17 protein-coding genes are annotated in these 17098 nt (G+C 46.0%); 7 read left to right on the forward strand and 10 right to left on the reverse strand.

Annotation, left to right across the window (positions count from 1 at the left end; all coding sequences use genetic code 11):
* The 10 genes from IJ369_RS02600 to dnaA all read right to left on the reverse strand — a co-directional run.
* Positions 1-705: hypothetical protein (locus IJ369_RS02600; protein WP_330612903.1), on the reverse strand; the 705-nt coding region annotated here is incomplete at its 3' end.
* Positions 706-805: 100 nt separating this feature from the next.
* Positions 806-1519 carry an ion transporter gene (locus IJ369_RS02605; RefSeq protein WP_290715644.1) on the reverse strand — a complete coding sequence of 238 codons (714 nt, stop codon included), beginning with the start codon at positions 1517-1519 and terminating at the stop codon, positions 806-808.
* Between the two features lie 90 nt (positions 1520-1609).
* The gene (gene gyrA, locus IJ369_RS02610; protein ID WP_290715646.1) at positions 1610-4117 is read right to left on the reverse strand and encodes a DNA gyrase subunit A; all 2508 of its coding nucleotides are present in this window, start codon (positions 4115-4117) and stop codon (positions 1610-1612) included.
* A gap of 13 nt (positions 4118-4130) precedes the next feature.
* Positions 4131-6032 (reverse strand): DNA topoisomerase (ATP-hydrolyzing) subunit B, encoded by a 1902-nt coding sequence (gyrB, locus tag IJ369_RS02615; protein WP_290715648.1) that lies wholly within the window; start codon positions 6030-6032, stop codon positions 4131-4133.
* Positions 6033-6277: 245 nt separating this feature from the next.
* Entirely contained in the window at positions 6278-7372 is a 1095-nt protein-coding gene (gene recF / locus IJ369_RS02620) for a DNA replication/repair protein RecF (RefSeq protein WP_290715651.1), read from the reverse strand.
* A gap of 64 nt (positions 7373-7436) precedes the next feature.
* Positions 7437-7874 carry a hypothetical protein gene (locus tag IJ369_RS02625; protein WP_290715654.1) on the reverse strand — a complete coding sequence of 146 codons (438 nt, stop codon included), beginning with the start codon at positions 7872-7874 and terminating at the stop codon, positions 7437-7439.
* A 38-nt stretch (positions 7875-7912) separates the two neighbouring features.
* Entirely contained in the window at positions 7913-8794 is an 882-nt protein-coding gene (locus IJ369_RS02630) for a DMT family transporter (RefSeq protein WP_290715657.1), read from the reverse strand.
* Between the two features lie 39 nt (positions 8795-8833).
* On the reverse strand, positions 8834-9052 hold the full coding sequence (locus IJ369_RS02635) for an RNA-binding S4 domain-containing protein (protein WP_290715659.1): 219 nt from the start codon (positions 9050-9052) through the stop codon (positions 8834-8836).
* 212 nt (positions 9053-9264) lie between these two features.
* Positions 9265-10368: a DNA polymerase III subunit beta gene (gene dnaN, locus IJ369_RS02640; protein ID WP_290715661.1), complete on the reverse strand. Its 1104-nt coding sequence runs from the start codon at positions 10366-10368 to the stop codon at positions 9265-9267.
* A 533-nt stretch (positions 10369-10901) separates the two neighbouring features.
* Positions 10902-12236 carry a chromosomal replication initiator protein DnaA gene (dnaA, locus tag IJ369_RS02645; RefSeq protein ID WP_290715663.1) on the reverse strand — a complete coding sequence of 445 codons (1335 nt, stop codon included), beginning with the start codon at positions 12234-12236 and terminating at the stop codon, positions 10902-10904.
* 609 nt (positions 12237-12845) lie between these two features.
* On the opposite strand from dnaA, the gene rpmH reads away from it, so the two are divergent.
* The 7 genes from rpmH to IJ369_RS10870 form a co-directional block, all read left to right on the forward strand.
* Positions 12846-12980: a 50S ribosomal protein L34 gene (rpmH, locus tag IJ369_RS02650; RefSeq protein ID WP_290715678.1), complete on the forward strand. Its 135-nt coding sequence runs from the start codon at positions 12846-12848 to the stop codon at positions 12978-12980.
* Positions 12981-13104: 124 nt separating this feature from the next.
* Positions 13105-13512, forward strand: a complete 408-nt coding sequence (gene rnpA / locus IJ369_RS02655) for a ribonuclease P protein component (protein ID WP_290715666.1) — start codon at positions 13105-13107, stop codon at positions 13510-13512.
* Complete coding sequence (gene yidD, locus IJ369_RS02660) at positions 13505-13732, forward strand: membrane protein insertion efficiency factor YidD (RefSeq protein WP_290715669.1); 228 nt, start codon at positions 13505-13507, stop codon at positions 13730-13732. Before rnpA ends, yidD begins: the two co-directional genes overlap by 8 nt.
* 50 nt (positions 13733-13782) lie before the next feature.
* Entirely contained in the window at positions 13783-14817 is a 1035-nt protein-coding gene (locus tag IJ369_RS02665) for a YidC/Oxa1 family membrane protein insertase (protein ID WP_290715671.1), read from the forward strand.
* Complete coding sequence (gene jag, locus IJ369_RS02670; protein ID WP_290715673.1) at positions 14817-15434, forward strand: RNA-binding cell elongation regulator Jag/EloR; 618 nt, start codon at positions 14817-14819, stop codon at positions 15432-15434. Before IJ369_RS02665 ends, jag begins: the two co-directional genes overlap by 1 nt.
* Before the next feature lie 94 nt (positions 15435-15528).
* Positions 15529-16920, forward strand: a complete 1392-nt coding sequence (mnmE, locus tag IJ369_RS02675) for a tRNA uridine-5-carboxymethylaminomethyl(34) synthesis GTPase MnmE (RefSeq protein WP_290715676.1) — start codon at positions 15529-15531, stop codon at positions 16918-16920.
* Positions 16921-16949: 29 nt separating this feature from the next.
* On the forward strand, positions 16950-17098 hold a 149-nt coding region (locus IJ369_RS10870; protein WP_290715680.1), incomplete at its 3' end, for a nitrilase-related carbon-nitrogen hydrolase.

A 17098-nucleotide genomic window follows, 5' to 3' on the forward strand; every position in this document is an offset into this window, starting at 1 on the left:
GAATTTGCAGTTTGTAAATTTCACACGGCCGTTGTCGCCGCCCTGCATCCAGCATACGATAACTTCGCCATTGAAAGTATAGTTATCATACCAGAAGCCGCCACCTTCATCCACATCAATATAGAAGGTATCATTGACAACAGTTGGCTTTGCAGGCTCTTCCGGCAGACCATAACCGGGAACATCGCCCATCAGATCTGCAGGAGGTGCATCGGAATAGGACTGGATATTCACGCATTTCTGTGCTTCATCCCAGCCAACATCAAACCATGCCGCCTCACCCAAATCACGGAGTTTGAAATAGTTATAGCCGTCGATATTATAAGCGGACAGATGCAGGATTTTTTCATCATCACCGTTCATTACCAATACATCGCCATTGCCGGGAGATGCTGTTTTTGTACCTGTTACAAGGGGTTTGCCCACATCGGAAGAGCCGTCATAAGGAAAACCCAGATCCAGTGTGATCAGCTGTTTTTCCGCATCCCATCCAACATAGAAACTGGAACGGGTATGATTCAGCACCGCCGCCACATCACGCAGTTTGAAGTAATTATAACCATTGATGTTATATGCCTGCATTTGTACCTGCTGTCCATTCACAGCCACTTTATCGGAAGAGGCTTTGGCTGTAGCCGCAAAAGCAGTCGTACCCATGGAGCATACCATCAATGCGGTTAATAAGAATGCCATCATTTTTTTCATATCCGTTTCCCCCTTTTTCAAAAAAGTCTATATTTTATTGTATTCGACAAAAAAAAGAGAAAACCTTCCATGGAAACAGAAGGTTTTTCATCTTAACTTATCATTTGTTCCTTTTATGCTCCAGTTCGCTGAGATATCCTGCCGTAATGATACCCGTAGGCAGAGCAAACACCATGACCCCCAGGAAAGAGGAAACGATGGCGATGGCTTTGCCAATATTCGTTACGGGGTAAAAATCCCCATAACCTACGGTCATCAGCGTAATGGCAGACCAGTAAACAGAATCAAAATAAGTGGGAAACGTTTCCGGTTCCACCTGAAACAGAACCAGAGCAGAAACCAGCACATACCCCGCCGCCAGATAGCAGACCGTCAGCAGGTCATCCTTTTTCTTACGGAACACCCGCAGCATCAGGTGAAACCCTCTGGAATAGCGCAGGATTTTCAAGGTTTTCATGCACTTGGGCAGGCGCAGGATACGGAAGGCCTTCAAGGAAGAATTCAGAGCTGTCAGGGAAGATAAAATCGTTATCAAATCGATAATGGCAAAAGGAGTAAAGGGATATTTCAAAAAAGAAATTTTCCGTTTGCCCAGCATTTTATAATCCGCCGTAGACCACCGCAAAGCATAGTCCACAATAAAAATGACCAGCGTAATTTTATCCATCCAGAAAAAAACCGGATGGCTGGTATCTTTGAAGCAAAGAGGAAGGATGCTCACCAGAATGCAGAGGATCATAAAGCGGTCATAGAGCCAGCTGAGCTTATCTCCGTCTTCCGCTTTTTCTATCATCAAATAAATGCGTCTGCGCATGGGGTTCCCTCCCTTCTGAAAATTTCTGTCTTTTTAGTTTAACACAAAAAAGGATATCAGCAAATACCGATATCCTTCATTTGATTCTATTTATTCCTCAGAAAATTCAACTTCATCCACAACTTCTGTTTCTTCATCCATTGTTTCTTCTACGATATCCTCTTCGGAAATTTTTGCGATGCCCACAACGGTCACACCTGTATCCAGATTCATCAGCTTGACACCCTGAGAAACACGGCTGTAGCTGGAAATATCCTTACCGCGCAGGCGGATGATAACGCCTTCGGAAGTAATGAGCATAAGCTCATCATTTTCACCAATCATCAGAACGCCTGTCAGCAGGCCTGTTTTTTCCGTCAGCTGGTGGATCTTCAGACCCTTACCGCCTCTGTACTGCAGATTGAACTGCTCTACAGGGGTCTGTTTGCCAAAGCCTTTTTCTGTTACATTCAAAATCTGACCATCAGGGTCTACTTTCAGGGCGGAAACAACATAGTCGCCTTCGTTCAGCGTAATAGCTTTGACACCTGTGGCTGTTCTGCCCATGGGTCTTGCATCTGCTTCGGAGAACTTGATGCCCATGCCTTTTCTTGTGGCAACAAAGATATGGTCATCTTTATCCACTTCCATTACAGAGATCAGGTCATCATCTTCACGGAGGTTCAGGGCGATCAGACCGCTCTTGCGGATATTTGCAAAGCTGGACATATCTGTTTTCTTGATGATGCCCTGTTTTGTGATCATCGCCAGATATTTATCTTCGCTGAATTCTCTCACAGAAATGCCTGCCATGATCTTTTCATCGGAACCGATTTCCAGCAGATTCACGATGGCAATCCCTCTGCCGGTTCTGCCGGCTTCGGGAATTTCATAGCCCTTCATGCGGTAAACCTTACCTTTGTTTGTGAAGAACAGCAGAGTATCGTGGGTGGAAGCAAGGAACAGATCTTTCACATAGTCCTCTTCTCTGGTCTGCATGCCGATGATACCACGGCCGCCTCTGTTCTGGCTCTTATAGGTATCCAGAGGCGTACGTTTTACGTAGTTCAGATTGGACAGAGTGAATACGCAGGTTTCTTCATCAATGAGGTCTTCCACATCAATTTCACCGGGGTTCTGAATGAGTTTTGTTCTTCTTTCATCTCTGTATTTTTCGCCGATGGCTGTGATTTCATCTTTGATAACACCCAGCAGCAGCTTTTCATCTGCCAGAATAGTCTTATAATACGCAATTTTCTTCTGCAGTTCTGCATATTCCGCGTCGATTTTTTCTTTTTCCAGACCCTGCAGTCTTCTCAGCTGCATTTCCAGGATGGCCTGTGCCTGCACATCGGACAGACCAAAGCGTTCCATCAATCTTTCTTTTGCATCATCGTAGCTCGTGCGGATAATGCGGATGACTTCGTCGATATTATCAATGGCAATTCTTAAGCCCTCCAGAATATGGGCTCTCTTTTCTGCCTTATCCAGATCGAAGCGGGTTCTTCTTGTTACCACGTTTTCCTGATGCTTCAGATATTCTTCCAGTGCCTGCTTCAGGTTCAGAACGACAGGTTTTCCGTCAACCAATGCCAGCATATTTGCACCGAAGGATTCCTGCAGAGATGTATATTTATACAACTGGTTCAGGATCACGTTTGCGTTGTAGTCTTTCTTTACTTCAATGATGATCTTGATATCATCACCGGCGGATGCATCGTACAGATCGCTGATGCCTTCCACACGTTTTTCTTTGACCAAATCTGCGATCTTTTCAATCAGACGCAGTTTATTGACCATGTAAGGGATTTCTGTCACCACGATGCGTTCTCTGCCGTTGTGGGTTTCGATTTCCGCTGTGGAACGCACGATGATTTTACCGCGGCCTGTTCTATAGGCTGCACGGATGCCGCTCTTGCCCAGGATATTTGCGCCTGTGGGGAAGTCGGGGCCTTTGATGTATTCCATCAGTTCCTCTACATCTGTATCCTCATCGGCAATTTTATGGTCGATCATGCAGACGATACCATCGATGACCTCGCCCAGGTTATGGGGAGGGATATTGGTCGCCATACCAACGGCAATACCGCTGGAACCATTCACCAGCAGGTTCGGGATACGGGAAGGCAGAACCGTAGGTTCTTTTTCGTTTTCGTCATAGTTAGGTACGAAATCAACTGTATCTTTTTCGATATCCGCCAGCATTTCCGCTGTGATCTTGGACATTCTGGCTTCGGTATAACGGCTGGCAGCAGCGCCGTAGCCATCGATGGAGCCGAAGTTACCATGACCGTCTACCAGCATATAACGCATAGAGAAATTCTGCGCCATACGCACCATGGCCTGATAAATGGAGCTGTCACCATGGGGGTGATATTTACCCATGGTATCGCCGACGATACGGGCCGATTTACGATAGCTCTTATTGGGGTCCAGATTCATTTCGTTCATGGAATACAGAATACGACGCTGAACGGGCTTCAGACCATCGCGGACATCGGGCAGCGCACGGGCAACGATAACGCTCATGGCATAGTCGATGTAGCATTTCTGCATTTCCTTATTGATATCTATGGTTATGACTTTGTCAATTTCTTTATTTTCATTCTCATTACTCATATACTCACCTCAATTAGAAGTCCATCTCAGCGTACTGAGCATTTTCTTCGATGAAGATTTTTCTGGGCTCTACTTCATCACCCATCAGCATACTGAAGATCTGATCTGCCAGAACGGCATCATCGATGGTAACCAGTTTCAGGATACGATGTTCCACCGCCATGGTGGTATCTCTCAGCTGGTCAAAGTCCATTTCACCCAGACCTTTGTAACGCTGTACTTCCTTGATGCCTGTTCTGCCGATTTCCTGATACAGGGCTTCCAGCTGGGCATCATCGTACACATAATAATGCTGTTTATTCTTTTCCACGCGATACAGAGGGGGCTGGGCGATATAAACCTTACCCTCCTCGATGAGCTGTGGCATATAACGATAGAAGAAGGTCAACAGCAGCGTTCTGATATGGGCGCCGTCGACGTCGGCATCGGTCATAATGACAATTTTATGATAACGCAGTTTTTCGATATCGAAATCTTCGGAAATACCGGTACCGAAAGCTGTGATCATATTTCTGATTTCTTCGGAATTCAGGATTCTGTCCAGTCTTGCCTTTTCTACGTTCAGAATTTTACCGCGCAGGGGAAGGACAGCCTGTGTTTTGGGGTCTCTTGCCTTGATGGCAGAACCACCCGCGGAATTACCTTCGACGATATAAATTTCACATTCGAAGGGGTCACGGCTGGTGCAGTCTGTCAGTTTACCGGGCATTCTTGTATTTTCCAGACCTGTTTTACGGCGAACCAGTTCACGGGCCTTTCTCGCCGCGTCTCTGGCTCTGGAAGCCATCATACCTTTTTCGATGATGGTTTTGCCGATGCTGGGATTTTCTTCCAGGAAATAGGTCAGATATTCGCTGAGAACGCTTTCTACCGCGCCCTTGGCTTCGCTGGTACCCAGTTTTGCCTTTGTCTGGCCTTCGAACTGAGGGTCTTCCACCTTGATGCTGACAACGGCTGTGATGCCTTCACGAACGTCTTCGCCGGAAAGCTTCTTATCCGCATCCTTGATGATGCCGATCTTCTTGCCGTAATCATTCAGTGTTTTGGTCAGACCAGCCTTGAAGCCCACCAGATGGGTACCGCCATCGGGGGTATTGATGTTATTTACGAAAGTAAAGATGCTTTCTGTGAAGCCGTCGTTATGCTGGAAGGCAACCTCCACCAGAACGCCGTCCTTTTCGCCGGAAGCGTAGAAAATATCTTCATACAGACCCTGTCTGCTATTGTTCAGGAAGGATACAAATTCCTTGATACCGCCTTCATAATGGAAGGAATCTTCCTGTTCCATGCCAACACGCAGGTCAATGAGGTTGATTTTCAGGCCCTTTGTCAGGAAAGCCGTTTCGCGGAAGCGCTGTTTCAGGATATCATAATCGAAAACTGTTTCTTCGAAGATGGTATCATCGGGCAGGAAATGGACGTATGTGCCGGTGATATCTGTTTCCCCAACGACAGTCAGAGGGCTTACCACATCGCCTCTGCAGTATTTCTGCTCGTGAATCTTGCCGTCTCTGTGAACCTGAACGGTCAGTTCTGTAGACAGAGCGTTTACAACGGACGCGCCTACGCCGTGCAGACCGCCGGAGACTTTATACCCGCCGCCGCCGAATTTACCGCCGGCATGGAGGATGGTAAATACCATCTGCAGGGCAGACATCCCCTTCTGCTCATTGATATCAACGGGGATACCACGGCCATTATCCATAACGGAAATGGAATTGTCGGGGTGGATTTTTACAGTGATTTCGTTACAGAAGCCGGCCAGGGCTTCGTCTACGGAGTTATCTACGATTTCATAAACCAAATGATGCAGACCCTTGGAGCTGGTGGAGCCGATATACATACCGGGGCGCTTACGCACTGCCTCCAGACCCTCTAAGACCTGAATTTGATTTGCATTATATTCGGATGACATCAAATCCCTCACTTTCGGTCGATGTTTTTCTTACTGATTTTTTTTCATTAAAAAAAGCCGATATTTTGTCGGTTTTTCTCATGCGAATAAAAAACTAATTTTTTCGAATTAATTATACCATTTTTTTATTGATTTTTCAACGTTTTCGAATGATTTTTCATTCATTTTTTTAAAAAATTCCTTCCTTATTATTTTAGAAGTTTGAAAGAAAATAAAAAACAGATACCACAACATGTAGTACCTGTTTAAACGCTATCTTTTTGGGGAGTGATGACCCCATTTTCCACGTAAAAAAGATTATCCTTGCTGATATATTTTTTCACAGAATCCTCGATGCCTGTGCAGGTGACAAAAGCCTGCAGGCCTCCGATAGATTCCAGAAGGAATTTCTGTCGGCTTTCATCCAGTTCAGAAAAAACATCATCCAGCAGAAGAACAGGTTCTTCCCCTGTTTCCTCCCGAATCAGGTCGATTTCTGCTAAGCGAGCCGCAAGAGCTGTCGTTCTCTGCTGCCCCTGGGAGCCATAGACCTTCACTTCCCTGCCATCGATAGAAAAGAGGATATCATCCTTATGGGGGCCGCTTTGGGTAGAGCCAAAATAAATATCTCTTTCTATATTGCGTCGCAGTTTTTCCGCCAGCATGCCTTCTTCACAATTTGGTTTATAAATGGTCTGCAGCCTATCCTTGCCCCCTGTAAGCTGAGAAAGCTTTTCCGCCGCAATTTCATCCAAGCGGATTAGAAAACGCTTTCTGGCGGAAATGATGCGCTCGCCATATTCCGCCATCTGGTCATCCCAGACGAAAAGGGTCTCCTGCAAAGCAGGCTTTTTCTGTATTTCCTTTAAGAGATTGTTTCTTTGCTTCAAAATGCGATAATACTGCTGCAGGTCGTAATAATAGACCTTGCTCAGCTGGCAAAGCTCCATATCCAGAAAACGGCGGCGTTCCCCGGGGCCATCCTTTACCAGAGACAGATCCTCGGGAGAAAAAATAACGGCATAGAGCGTACCGAACAGATCGCCCAGCTTTCGCACAGGCAGACCATTGACAGCAATCCCCTTCTTTTCATTCTGCTTCAGGTGGACATCGATGCGGTCATAGCGGTTTTTTCGCTGCACCATCATGCGAATATGGCTTTCTTCTTCGTTGAACTGAATCAGTTGCTGGTCGCTTTTCCCACGCAAAGAACGCCCCATGGCGCAGAAATACAAGGATTCCAGGAAATTTGTTTTTCCCTGGGCATTGCTGCCGTAAATCACATTGATTCCCCGGGAAGGTTCGATATGCAATTGTGCAAGGTTTCGAAACCCCTGAAGGGAAACCTCTGTGATATACATAATTATTCACCCACAATTCATAAATATGAATTTTATTTTTCTTGATACAAAATATTATGTAACCTTATTTTGCTTTTTCCAATTCTTCTTTGAACTCCTTCAGAAGGCCATTGAGCAAAATCACTCTTTCATCATAGAAAGCCTGCTTTGCTTCAGCTTCGTCATCTTCGAAATAAGCATATTCCTCGGGCCATTCCACCCAATCCTCGAAGAATTCTTCCATATCCTCCAGAATCTGCTGAATCAGCTCCATTCTGGAGATTTTCACTTCATATTCCTCGGGGCCATAATAGCCCTGGGCAACGATTTTAATTGTTTCATCGGCAGTCAGCGTAAATTCAGAGCCTTCTTCGTCGAAATGGAGTTCCAGAGGCGTACCGTTTTTCAACGCACGGATGCAGGCATCCATGGCTTCCACGGGAACATCCTGAATATAACTGCCAAGGCCTTCGAAATCCCCCAAGAGGATATCCGTCCAACCATTTCTGGGTTTTGCAAACATAACTCTAAAACCCCTTTCTATTTTAAATAAACAAAAGTTTAGGTTTTTTCTTTTTCCGGCAATTCACTGACGCAGGTGGAACCCAGCACCAGAACCGCACCAATTACACCATAAATCCCCATGCTTTCTTTCAAAAGCAGGGCGGAAAGCACGATGGCCACGATAGGGTCGATATAGCTGAAAATAGCGATGGTCTGGGCTTTCAAGTCCTTCATGGAACCAAAATACAGGGCATAGGCCACGCCCGTATGCACGATGCCCACAAACAGCAGCATGAAAAGAACAAAGGGGCTAAGGGCGGAACGCACTGCGCCCATATCCTGGGTCAGAAGCACGTAGGGCAGAAGAACGATAGCCCCGGCGCCCAGCTGCACGATAGTCTTATCATAGGCAGAAATTTCCCTGATTTTCTGATTCATCAAAACAACACTGGCATAAAAGAACGCCGCCCCCAGGCCATAGAGAATGCCTTTTGCCTCGGAAAGGGCGGGGATGCCCGTCTGCACCACGCCGGAAACGAAAACCATGCCCACCAAGGCCACCAAAACACAGATGACTTTTTTCGCCGTCAGCTTTTCCTTCAGCAGGAAGGGCGAAGCCAGAATGACGAAGATGGGCTGCATATAGTAGCAAAGGGTGGCCGTCGCAACGGTGGTGTAGTTATAAGATTCGAATAACAGGATCCAGTTGATGCCGATAAAAATGCCCGATAGGGCCAGCATCACAAAATTTTTTCGGATCGCTTTCTTGTCCGGCTTGCTTTTTTTCAGGGAAAGAAAAAGAAGCACGAACAACGCCCCGACAAAACCCCGCACCACAGCAATACAGCTGGAGGGCAGGGGAATATACCGCACAAAGATACCAATGGTGCCAAAAATCACCATAGATGCGATCAATTGCAGTTTTGCTTGATTGGCCATTCTTTCGCACCTCTTTCCTTTTTTAATATAAACTTCTGCTTATACTTCCAGTTCCACTTCCACGCGGCCAACGCCTTTCACTTCCACGATATCCCCGTGGCGAATTTTCTTGCCGCGTTCTGTGGCCTGCTGGCCGTTTACATAAACCATGCCTTCGGACAGGTAGTATTTTACATCGGAACCCTGGTCTACCAGACCGGCCAGCTTCAGCACCTGCTGCAGTTTAATAAATTCAGTGTGGATATATACCTTTTCCATAACAATCTCCTTTCTTTAGGGATTCTGTTCAAGCAGGATTTGCTTCGCAAACCTTGCTCCTTCGGAGCAACCGCCGCATCTGTTCGGCGGTGCGTACCCTCAAACTCCCATTCAAATTACTTCACATTTGAAAAAGCATGAAATGCTTTTTCGTATAAAAGTTTGGGTCCAGCCTTTTCAAAGGATGGTGGGGTGCAGGGGCAAAGCCCCGCTTACATTCTCAAAGGCAGAATCAGATACTTAAACGCATCCCCCTCCACAGGCAGGATGGTACAAGGGCTGAGGGACGCCATAAAGATCATCTTCACTGTTTCATCCTCGATGGAGCGCAAGGCTTCGATCAGATATCTGGGGTTGAAGGCGATGGAAAGATCGTCGCCTTCCACTTCTGCCACCACGTTTTCATGGGCAGTACCCATGTCACTTCTTGCGGTGATATCCATGCCGCCGCCGCGGATCATCAGGCGGACAGGCGTTTTTCTGTTATCTCTGGAAACCAGAGACGCACGTTCCAGCGCCTGGATCAGTTCGCTCTTATCAATGATCACCTTTGTTTTGTAATCCTCAGAGAAGGACTGGGCATAACGGATGAAATCGCCTTCGATCAGACGGGATACCATCACAGCATTGCCCAGATCGAAGAGGATATGTTTTTCTGTCAGGTAGATAGAAAGGGTATCTTCTTCTTCCTGAGAGAGAATTTTATTCAGTTCGGATAAGGTTTTGCCGGGCACGATGACTTCTGTTTCGCCGCTGCCCATGATCAGGCCATTTTTGCGGAAAGAAATTCTGTAACCATCCACGGAAACCACGTTTACGGAAGTATTTTTCAGTTCGAAGAGTTCACCGGTCAGCACAGGTTTGCTGCCATCCTGGGCAATGGAGAAAATGGTCTGACGGATCATATCTCTCAGCTTCGCCTGTTCCATGGAATATACTTTTTCCTGTTCCACCTCGGGCAGGCTAGGGAAATCATCGCCGCTCTGGCCCATGATCTTGAATTGGGATGTGCCGCTGATAATGGAAACGGCAAATTTATCATCTGTTTCGATGGTCACGGATTCGCCGTTCAGTCTGCGAACGATCTCATTGAAAATACGTGCTTCGATGGCAACTTCGCCCCGTTCGGAAATTTCAGCTTCGATGGGGGCTGTTTTGATGCCGATTTCCAGATCGTTCCCGGTCATAACGAAACCTTTTTCATCGGCTGTCAGCAGGATACATTCCAGGATAGGCAGTGTCGTGCGGTTGGAGACCGCTTTATTAACGATATTGATATACTGCAGAAGCAGATCTTTGCTGCATGTTAATTTCATCGCTGTGTACAACTCCTTTGTTCACATGTATAGATATAAATAATATCATTCGATTAGTAGTAGCAGTAGTAGGGGCTGTGGGTTTGTGGAAAACTCAAATTCGCCCGAAAAATCAGGGAAAAACTGATTTGGAAAACCCTGTGGATAAGTCAAAATAAATTTTGTGGTTGTCCACGTTTTCCACAGAAGGGGGAAAAACGGGAAAGTTGTCCACAAAGTATCCAGAGCAAATTCACAAGGGGTTGTGGAAAGATATTATATAGGAAGGGGAACCTTCGAAAAGTTCGTGAAGGAAACCTTTCTTCCCTTGGTGAAAGGTTTCCAAACCTTCCAAAGAACCGCCTGGAGGCAAGTTTTATGGGGCGTTGCCCCAAACCCCACTCGCTTTTTGAAAAAAGCGAGCCAAAAACTTTTATTTGCCTGCGGCGTGATAATTCGAATGAATCGACTTGAAAAAGCGATAGCTTTTTCCTATAGGGTTCCAAGGGGATTATCCCCTTGGTAGGGGTATTGGGGGTGAAACCCCCAAGGTCTTAAGATTCTTTGATTTCTTTTTCCAGCTGGAGGATGGTTTTTTGCAATGCGGTATCTGTTTCCAGCTGTTTCTCGATCTTAGAGATAGCGTAGATAACGGTGGTATGGTCTCTGCCGCCAAAGCTTTCGCCGATCTTCGGCAGGGAAATATCCAAGAGCTTTCTGCAAAGGTACATGGATACCTGTCTGGGAAAGGCGATATTTTTGGGTTTTTTACTGCCCTGGATATCCTCCACGCGGATATTATAATGCTCTGCCACCACCTGCTGGATCAGTTCGGGGGTCAGAGGGGCAGAGGAATGTTCGCTGAAGATATCCTTCAGGCTATTTTCCGCCAGGGCGATGGAAATATCCTGATTGGTCAGGGTAGCGAATGCCACGATACGGGTCAATGCGCCTTCCAGTTCACGGATATTGGATGCGATATTTTTGGCGATATATGCCATGACGTCATCGGGCACGGTCAGGTTATCCCGTTCTGCTTTTTTCTTCAGAATCGCAATTCTTGTTTCATAATCGGGAGGCTGTACGTCTGCAATGAGGCCCCATTCGAAACGGCTGCGCAGTCTGTCTTCCAATGTCTTGATTTCCTTAGGGGGACGGTCGGAAGAAATGATGATCTGTTTATTGGATTCATACAATGCGTTGAAGGTATGGAAAAATTCTTCCTGTGTACCTTCCTTTTTAGAGATGAACTGGATATCGTCGATCATCAGAACATCGATATTGCGGTATTTATTGCGGAATTCTTCATTTTTATTATTCTGGATGGAATTGATCAGCTCGATGGTGAAGGTTTCGCTGGTAACGTACAGCACCTTTGCGTCGGGGTTTTTATCCAGAATAAAATGGCCGATGGAATGCATCAGGTGGGTCTTGCCCAGGCCGGAATTGCCGTACAAAAACAGGGGGTTATAGGCCTGTGCGGGGCTTTCCGCAACGGCCAGGGATGCGGCATGGGCCATGCGGTTACTGTTGCCAACGACAAAGGAGTCGAACACATACTTGGGGTTCAGATTTCTGGCCAGTTCGTTATCGCTTTTCTTCTTTTCTACCAGGTTATGCTTGCTCAGATTGCCGGCCTTTTGTTCTTCCTCTGTGGTGATCATGATCTCATATTCACTTTTTGTTACCATTTTGATGGCGGTACGGATCACGGGCAGGTGGCGTTTTTCAATCATTTCCTTGAAAAATCCGTTTTCTACCTGCAGGATGATCTTATTTCCATCGATGCCGCAGGGGATGATGGGCTGGATCCATGTTTCAAAGCTGATGGGAGAGGTGCCTTCTTCGATATGCTTCAGGGCTTCTTCCCAGATCTGTTTCAGTTCCATGAAATTTTACCTCCTATTTTATTTGTACTGTGGTTTATCCACAGGCTATTGGGATATCCCTGTGAAAAACAGGGCGAATAAAGTTCTTTTTCTGCGTTATACACAGGTTCTTCAGTTCTCCTTCTGCACAATTTCCACAGGGGACGGAAAACCAGAGCCTTTCAGGCTTATCCTATAATTTACCGAGAGGAAAGTCCACAGTTATTTTCACATATTGGGAAAAGTTATCAACAGAGTTGTCAACAGATTGTGGATAACATAATATGAACCATTGTGTAACCTGTGGAATTTCGAAAAAGTGCGCAGAAGGGCATTATTGTCTCTAGTATAGCAAAAGTTATCCACAGGTTCAATGAAAAACTTGTCCAAAAAAATTCTGAAATGATACTGTATACAAGATGTAGTGGTTCTTTTTTGAAAAAAACTAAATATTCCTTTTTCTTAGAAAAAATTTTCAGAAATACCTGTGGAAATGTGGACAAATCCGCAGAATATAAGGCTTTCCGCAAAAATTTTTTCTTGACGAGCATTGCTTTTTTTACTATAATAGGGGCAGTGCTCATAAAAAAGGGTGAGCAGAACCCGGAAATTGAAGGAGGTGCAACAACCATGAAAATGACATTCCAGCCTAAGAAAAGACAGAGAAGCAGAGAACACGGCTTCAGAAAAAGAATGAGAACAGCAAACGGCAGAAAAGTGCTTGCTGCAAGAAGAAAAAAAGGTAGAAAAGTATTATCCGCATAATCTTTTCATGTTTATTAAGGCCGCAGTCAGTGTGGCCTTTTGTTCGTCATGGAGAAGATTCTCCATGGAGAAGATTTTCCATGGGAAAGATTTTGATAAGCGGGCCGCAAAGGGGGTTGAGTCGATGAAGCATACAGAATCTTTGAAGAAAAATTTTCAGTTCCGCCATGTGTATAATAGAGGCAGATCCATCGCCAACCGCCATCTGGTTTTATATCTGGTAAAAAACGGAACACATGACCACAACAGGCTTGGCATTTCTGTCAGCAAAAAGGTGGGCAAGAGCGTGGTACGCTCCCATGTGACACGTCTCATCCGCGAAAGCTATCGCAGCATGGAAGAAGAAATCAAGCTTGGCTACGATATGGTAGTCATCGCCCGTGGCTTCTGTGCCGATGCAACGTATCATGAGGTGTGCCGTTCCCTGCGGCATCTTTTCAAAAAACAACAGCTTCTGCTGAGCGCGTCTGAAAGAAAGGACCGTCAGGATAAATTAGAAGCGGGCAGAAACGAAGTGAGCGAAAATGCTTAAAAAACTCTTTCTGCTACTTATCAAATTCTATCAGGTAGCGATATCGCCCCATTTCAGGCCATGCTGTCGCTTCACGCCCACATGTTCTCAATATGCGTATATTGCCATTACCCGTTTCGGTGCGATAAAGGGCACGTATCTTGCCGTTCGGAGACTGCTTAAATGTCATCCCTTCCATGAAGGGGGATATGATCCCGTACCTGAGAAGAAAGAAAAATAACCTGTCCTTCGGGGCAAAAATCCCGTATTGTTTGTTTTAAGGAGGAAAAAATGTTGAATTCCTATTTACTGGAAGCTCTGCCTTCCGTAAGAGAGCCCGGTGTCATTATCGGACCCGTAGCCAACCTGATGGGGAAAGTATACAACATGCTGTTTGATATTCTGCATAGCAGCACAAGTGCAGGTTCCCTGGGTCTGGCGATCATTATTTTTACATTGATTGTGAAACTGATCCTGTTCCCTCTGATGGTGAAGCAGCAGAAATCTTCTTTCAAGATGCAGCAGCTGCAGCCTGAACTGCAGAAGATCAGGAAAAAATATGAAGGGAAGACAGACCAGGTGTCTCAGCAGCGTATGGCCTTCGAAATGCAGGAAATGCAGAAGAAGAACGGCGTAAGCATGATGGGCGGCTGTCTGCCCATGCTGATCCAGCTGCCTATCCTGTATGCACTGTTCTATCTGTTCCAGAATGCATACGTTTATGTAGATGCCATCGGCACAAACTACACAGAGATCGCCAATGCGATCATCAACATCCCTGCATCCATGAGAATGGAAGTATTCCAGCCCTTCGCACAGGAATTTGTGGATGCTTATAAAAACATTGATATCATCAAAGATGGTTTCGACATGAGCCAGGTAGGCGATATCGCTATGCTGGTAAATTATCTGAAAGCAGATGACTGGACAGTGATCCTGCAGAATCTGGGTTCCGCAGGCGATGCGCTGACACCTCTGCTGGAAACAAAGAATGAGATTGAAACATTCCTGACCATCCCTCTGGTAAGTAAAGCAGGTCTTTCTTTCCCCGGTGTCATCATTCCCATCGCTGCAGGCTTGACAACATATCTGCAGACAAAGATCATGAACATGATGAACCCTCAGAACAACGACCCCAACAACCCTGCAGCAGCAATGACAAAAACAATGCTGTACACAATGCCTATCATGATGGGCTTCTTCTCCATCAGCATGCCCGCAGGTCTGGGTCTGTACTGGACAATTTCCAACCTGTTTGGTATTGCTCAGCAGGTCGTTCTGAATAAATACTATAAAAAGAAATTTGCAGAGGAGGCAGCACAGTAATGGAAGAAATCAGAAAAAGCGCGAAGACTGTAGATGATGCGATCGCGGCTGCTCTGGCTGAACTGGGCGCAACTCGTGAAGAAGTAGATATCACAGTCATCGATGAAGGCTCCAAAGGTTTTCTGGGCATGTTCGGCGGCAAGGATGCCGTTGTTCTGGTGAAGAAAAATTTCAACCCTGAAAAAGAAGCGGAAACATTCCTGAAGGAAGTTTTCCTGAGCATGGGCCTGATCGTAAAGATCAAAACAGAACTGAAAGAAAAGCACCTGTATGTGGAACTGACAGGCGACGATATGGGTATCCTGATCGGTAAAAGAGGCCAGACACTGGATGCGCTGCAGTATCTGGTAAACCTGGTAGTGAATAAGAAAAGCCCTTATTACATCAGCGTAATGCTGGATACAGAAAATTACCGCCAGAGAAGAAAAGAAACTCTGGAAAGCCTGGCATTCAACCTGGCGAAAAAGGTAAAACACACAAAGAAAAATGTGGTTCTGGAACCCATGAACCCCTATGAAAGAAGAATCATCCATTCCGCACTGCAGAATGACAGATTCGTTACAACATATTCCGAAGGCGAAGAACCTTATAGAAATGTTGTTATCACATTGAAATAATGAAAATCTGGAAACCCGTTGTTGAATACATCGGGTTTTCGTTTTATTATGGAAATAGAGTATTGAAACCCTCAGAAGAGGAGGTTTATTTATTATGAAACGTGAATATATGCTGGATGATGTGATTGCGGCGATCTCCACGCCCATGGGGGTAGGCGGCATCGGCATTGTACGCATGAGCGGTGCAGGCTGTATCGAACTGGCGGATACCATTTTCATCGGCAGGAAAAAACTGACGGAAAAAGCGACACATACCTTATCCTATGGCAAAATCACCGACGGCAAAGGCGGCGAGATCATTGACGAGGTTCTGGTTTCCGTCATGAAAGCGCCCCATACCTATACAAAAGAGGATATCGTGGAAATCAACTGCCACGGCGGTTCTCTGGTGACAAGAAGGGTGCTGGAGGCGGTTTTGAAAACAGGCGCACGTATTGCCCAGCCTGGGGAATTTACGAAGCGTGCCTTTTTGAACGGGCGCATCGACCTGACCCAGGCGGAAGCTGTTATCGACCTGATCGAATCCAAAACGGAGCTTTCCCGTCAGGCGGCGGTGAATCAGCTGGAAGGCCGACTGAAAACAGCCGTACGCGAAATGCGTGATGAAATTCTGGATATGATCGCTTCTATTGAAGCTGTCATCGATTATCCCGACTATGATGTGGAGGATGAAACCTACGGCAATATGGAAAAGGGCGCCACAAAGCTGCTGGCGACCATGGAAAAACTGCTGGAAGGTGCAGACAGAGGGAAAATCATTCGTGATGGTCTGCAGACGGTTATCGTTGGTAAGCCTAACGTGGGGAAATCCTCTCTGCTGAACTGGCTGTTGGAGGAAGACCGTGCTATCGTAACAGATATCCCCGGCACGACAAGGGATACGGTGGAAGAATACCTGAATATCGACGGTATCCCTATTAAAATTGTTGATACGGCAGGGATTCGTGAAACAGGCGACGTGGTGGAACGGATGGGCGTGGAAAAATCCAAGGCCTATGCGGAACAGGCTGACCTGGTTATTATGATGCTGGATGGTTCCCGTCCTCTGGAGGCGGAGGATAAGGAGATTTTGTCCTTTATTAAGGATAAAAAGACCATCGTTCTGCTGAATAAGGTGGATCTGGAGCAGAAGCTTTCTCTGGAAGAACTGGAAAGCTACGTTCCCAAGGAACAGATTCTGTTCATTTCTGTAAAGAAAAATCAGGGCTTTGATGCGCTGATCGATGCCCTGAAAAATATGTTTTTGGATGGGCATACGGCCAGTGCGGACGATGCTCTGCTGGGTAATACTCGTCACAAAGATGCCCTGTATCGTGCGAAAGAAGCTATGGAGCATTGCATGGAGACCATCACCATGCGCATGCCCGAGGATTTCATTTCTCTGGATTTGCAGGATGCAAACAGAGCGTTGGGCGAAATCACAGGCGACACCAGCGATGATGAAATCATCGACCGTATCTTTACAAAATTCTGCTTAGGTAAATAATTGATACAAAAGATTGGAGATGTGTGAATATGAAAATTGCATTGGCACAGATGAAAATGGCTCCCGATATGGAAGCGAACTATAAAAAATCCGTTGCGATGATCGAAGAAGCGGCGAAAAACGGCGCAGACCTTGTCTGCTTCCCTGAAGTACAGCTGACACCTTTCTTTCCTCAGTA

Origin of the sequence: Anaerotignum sp. (assembly GCF_017483025.1) — a bacterium.
In the GTDB taxonomy this organism is placed as follows: Bacteria; Bacillota; Clostridia; order Lachnospirales; family Anaerotignaceae; genus Anaerotignum_A.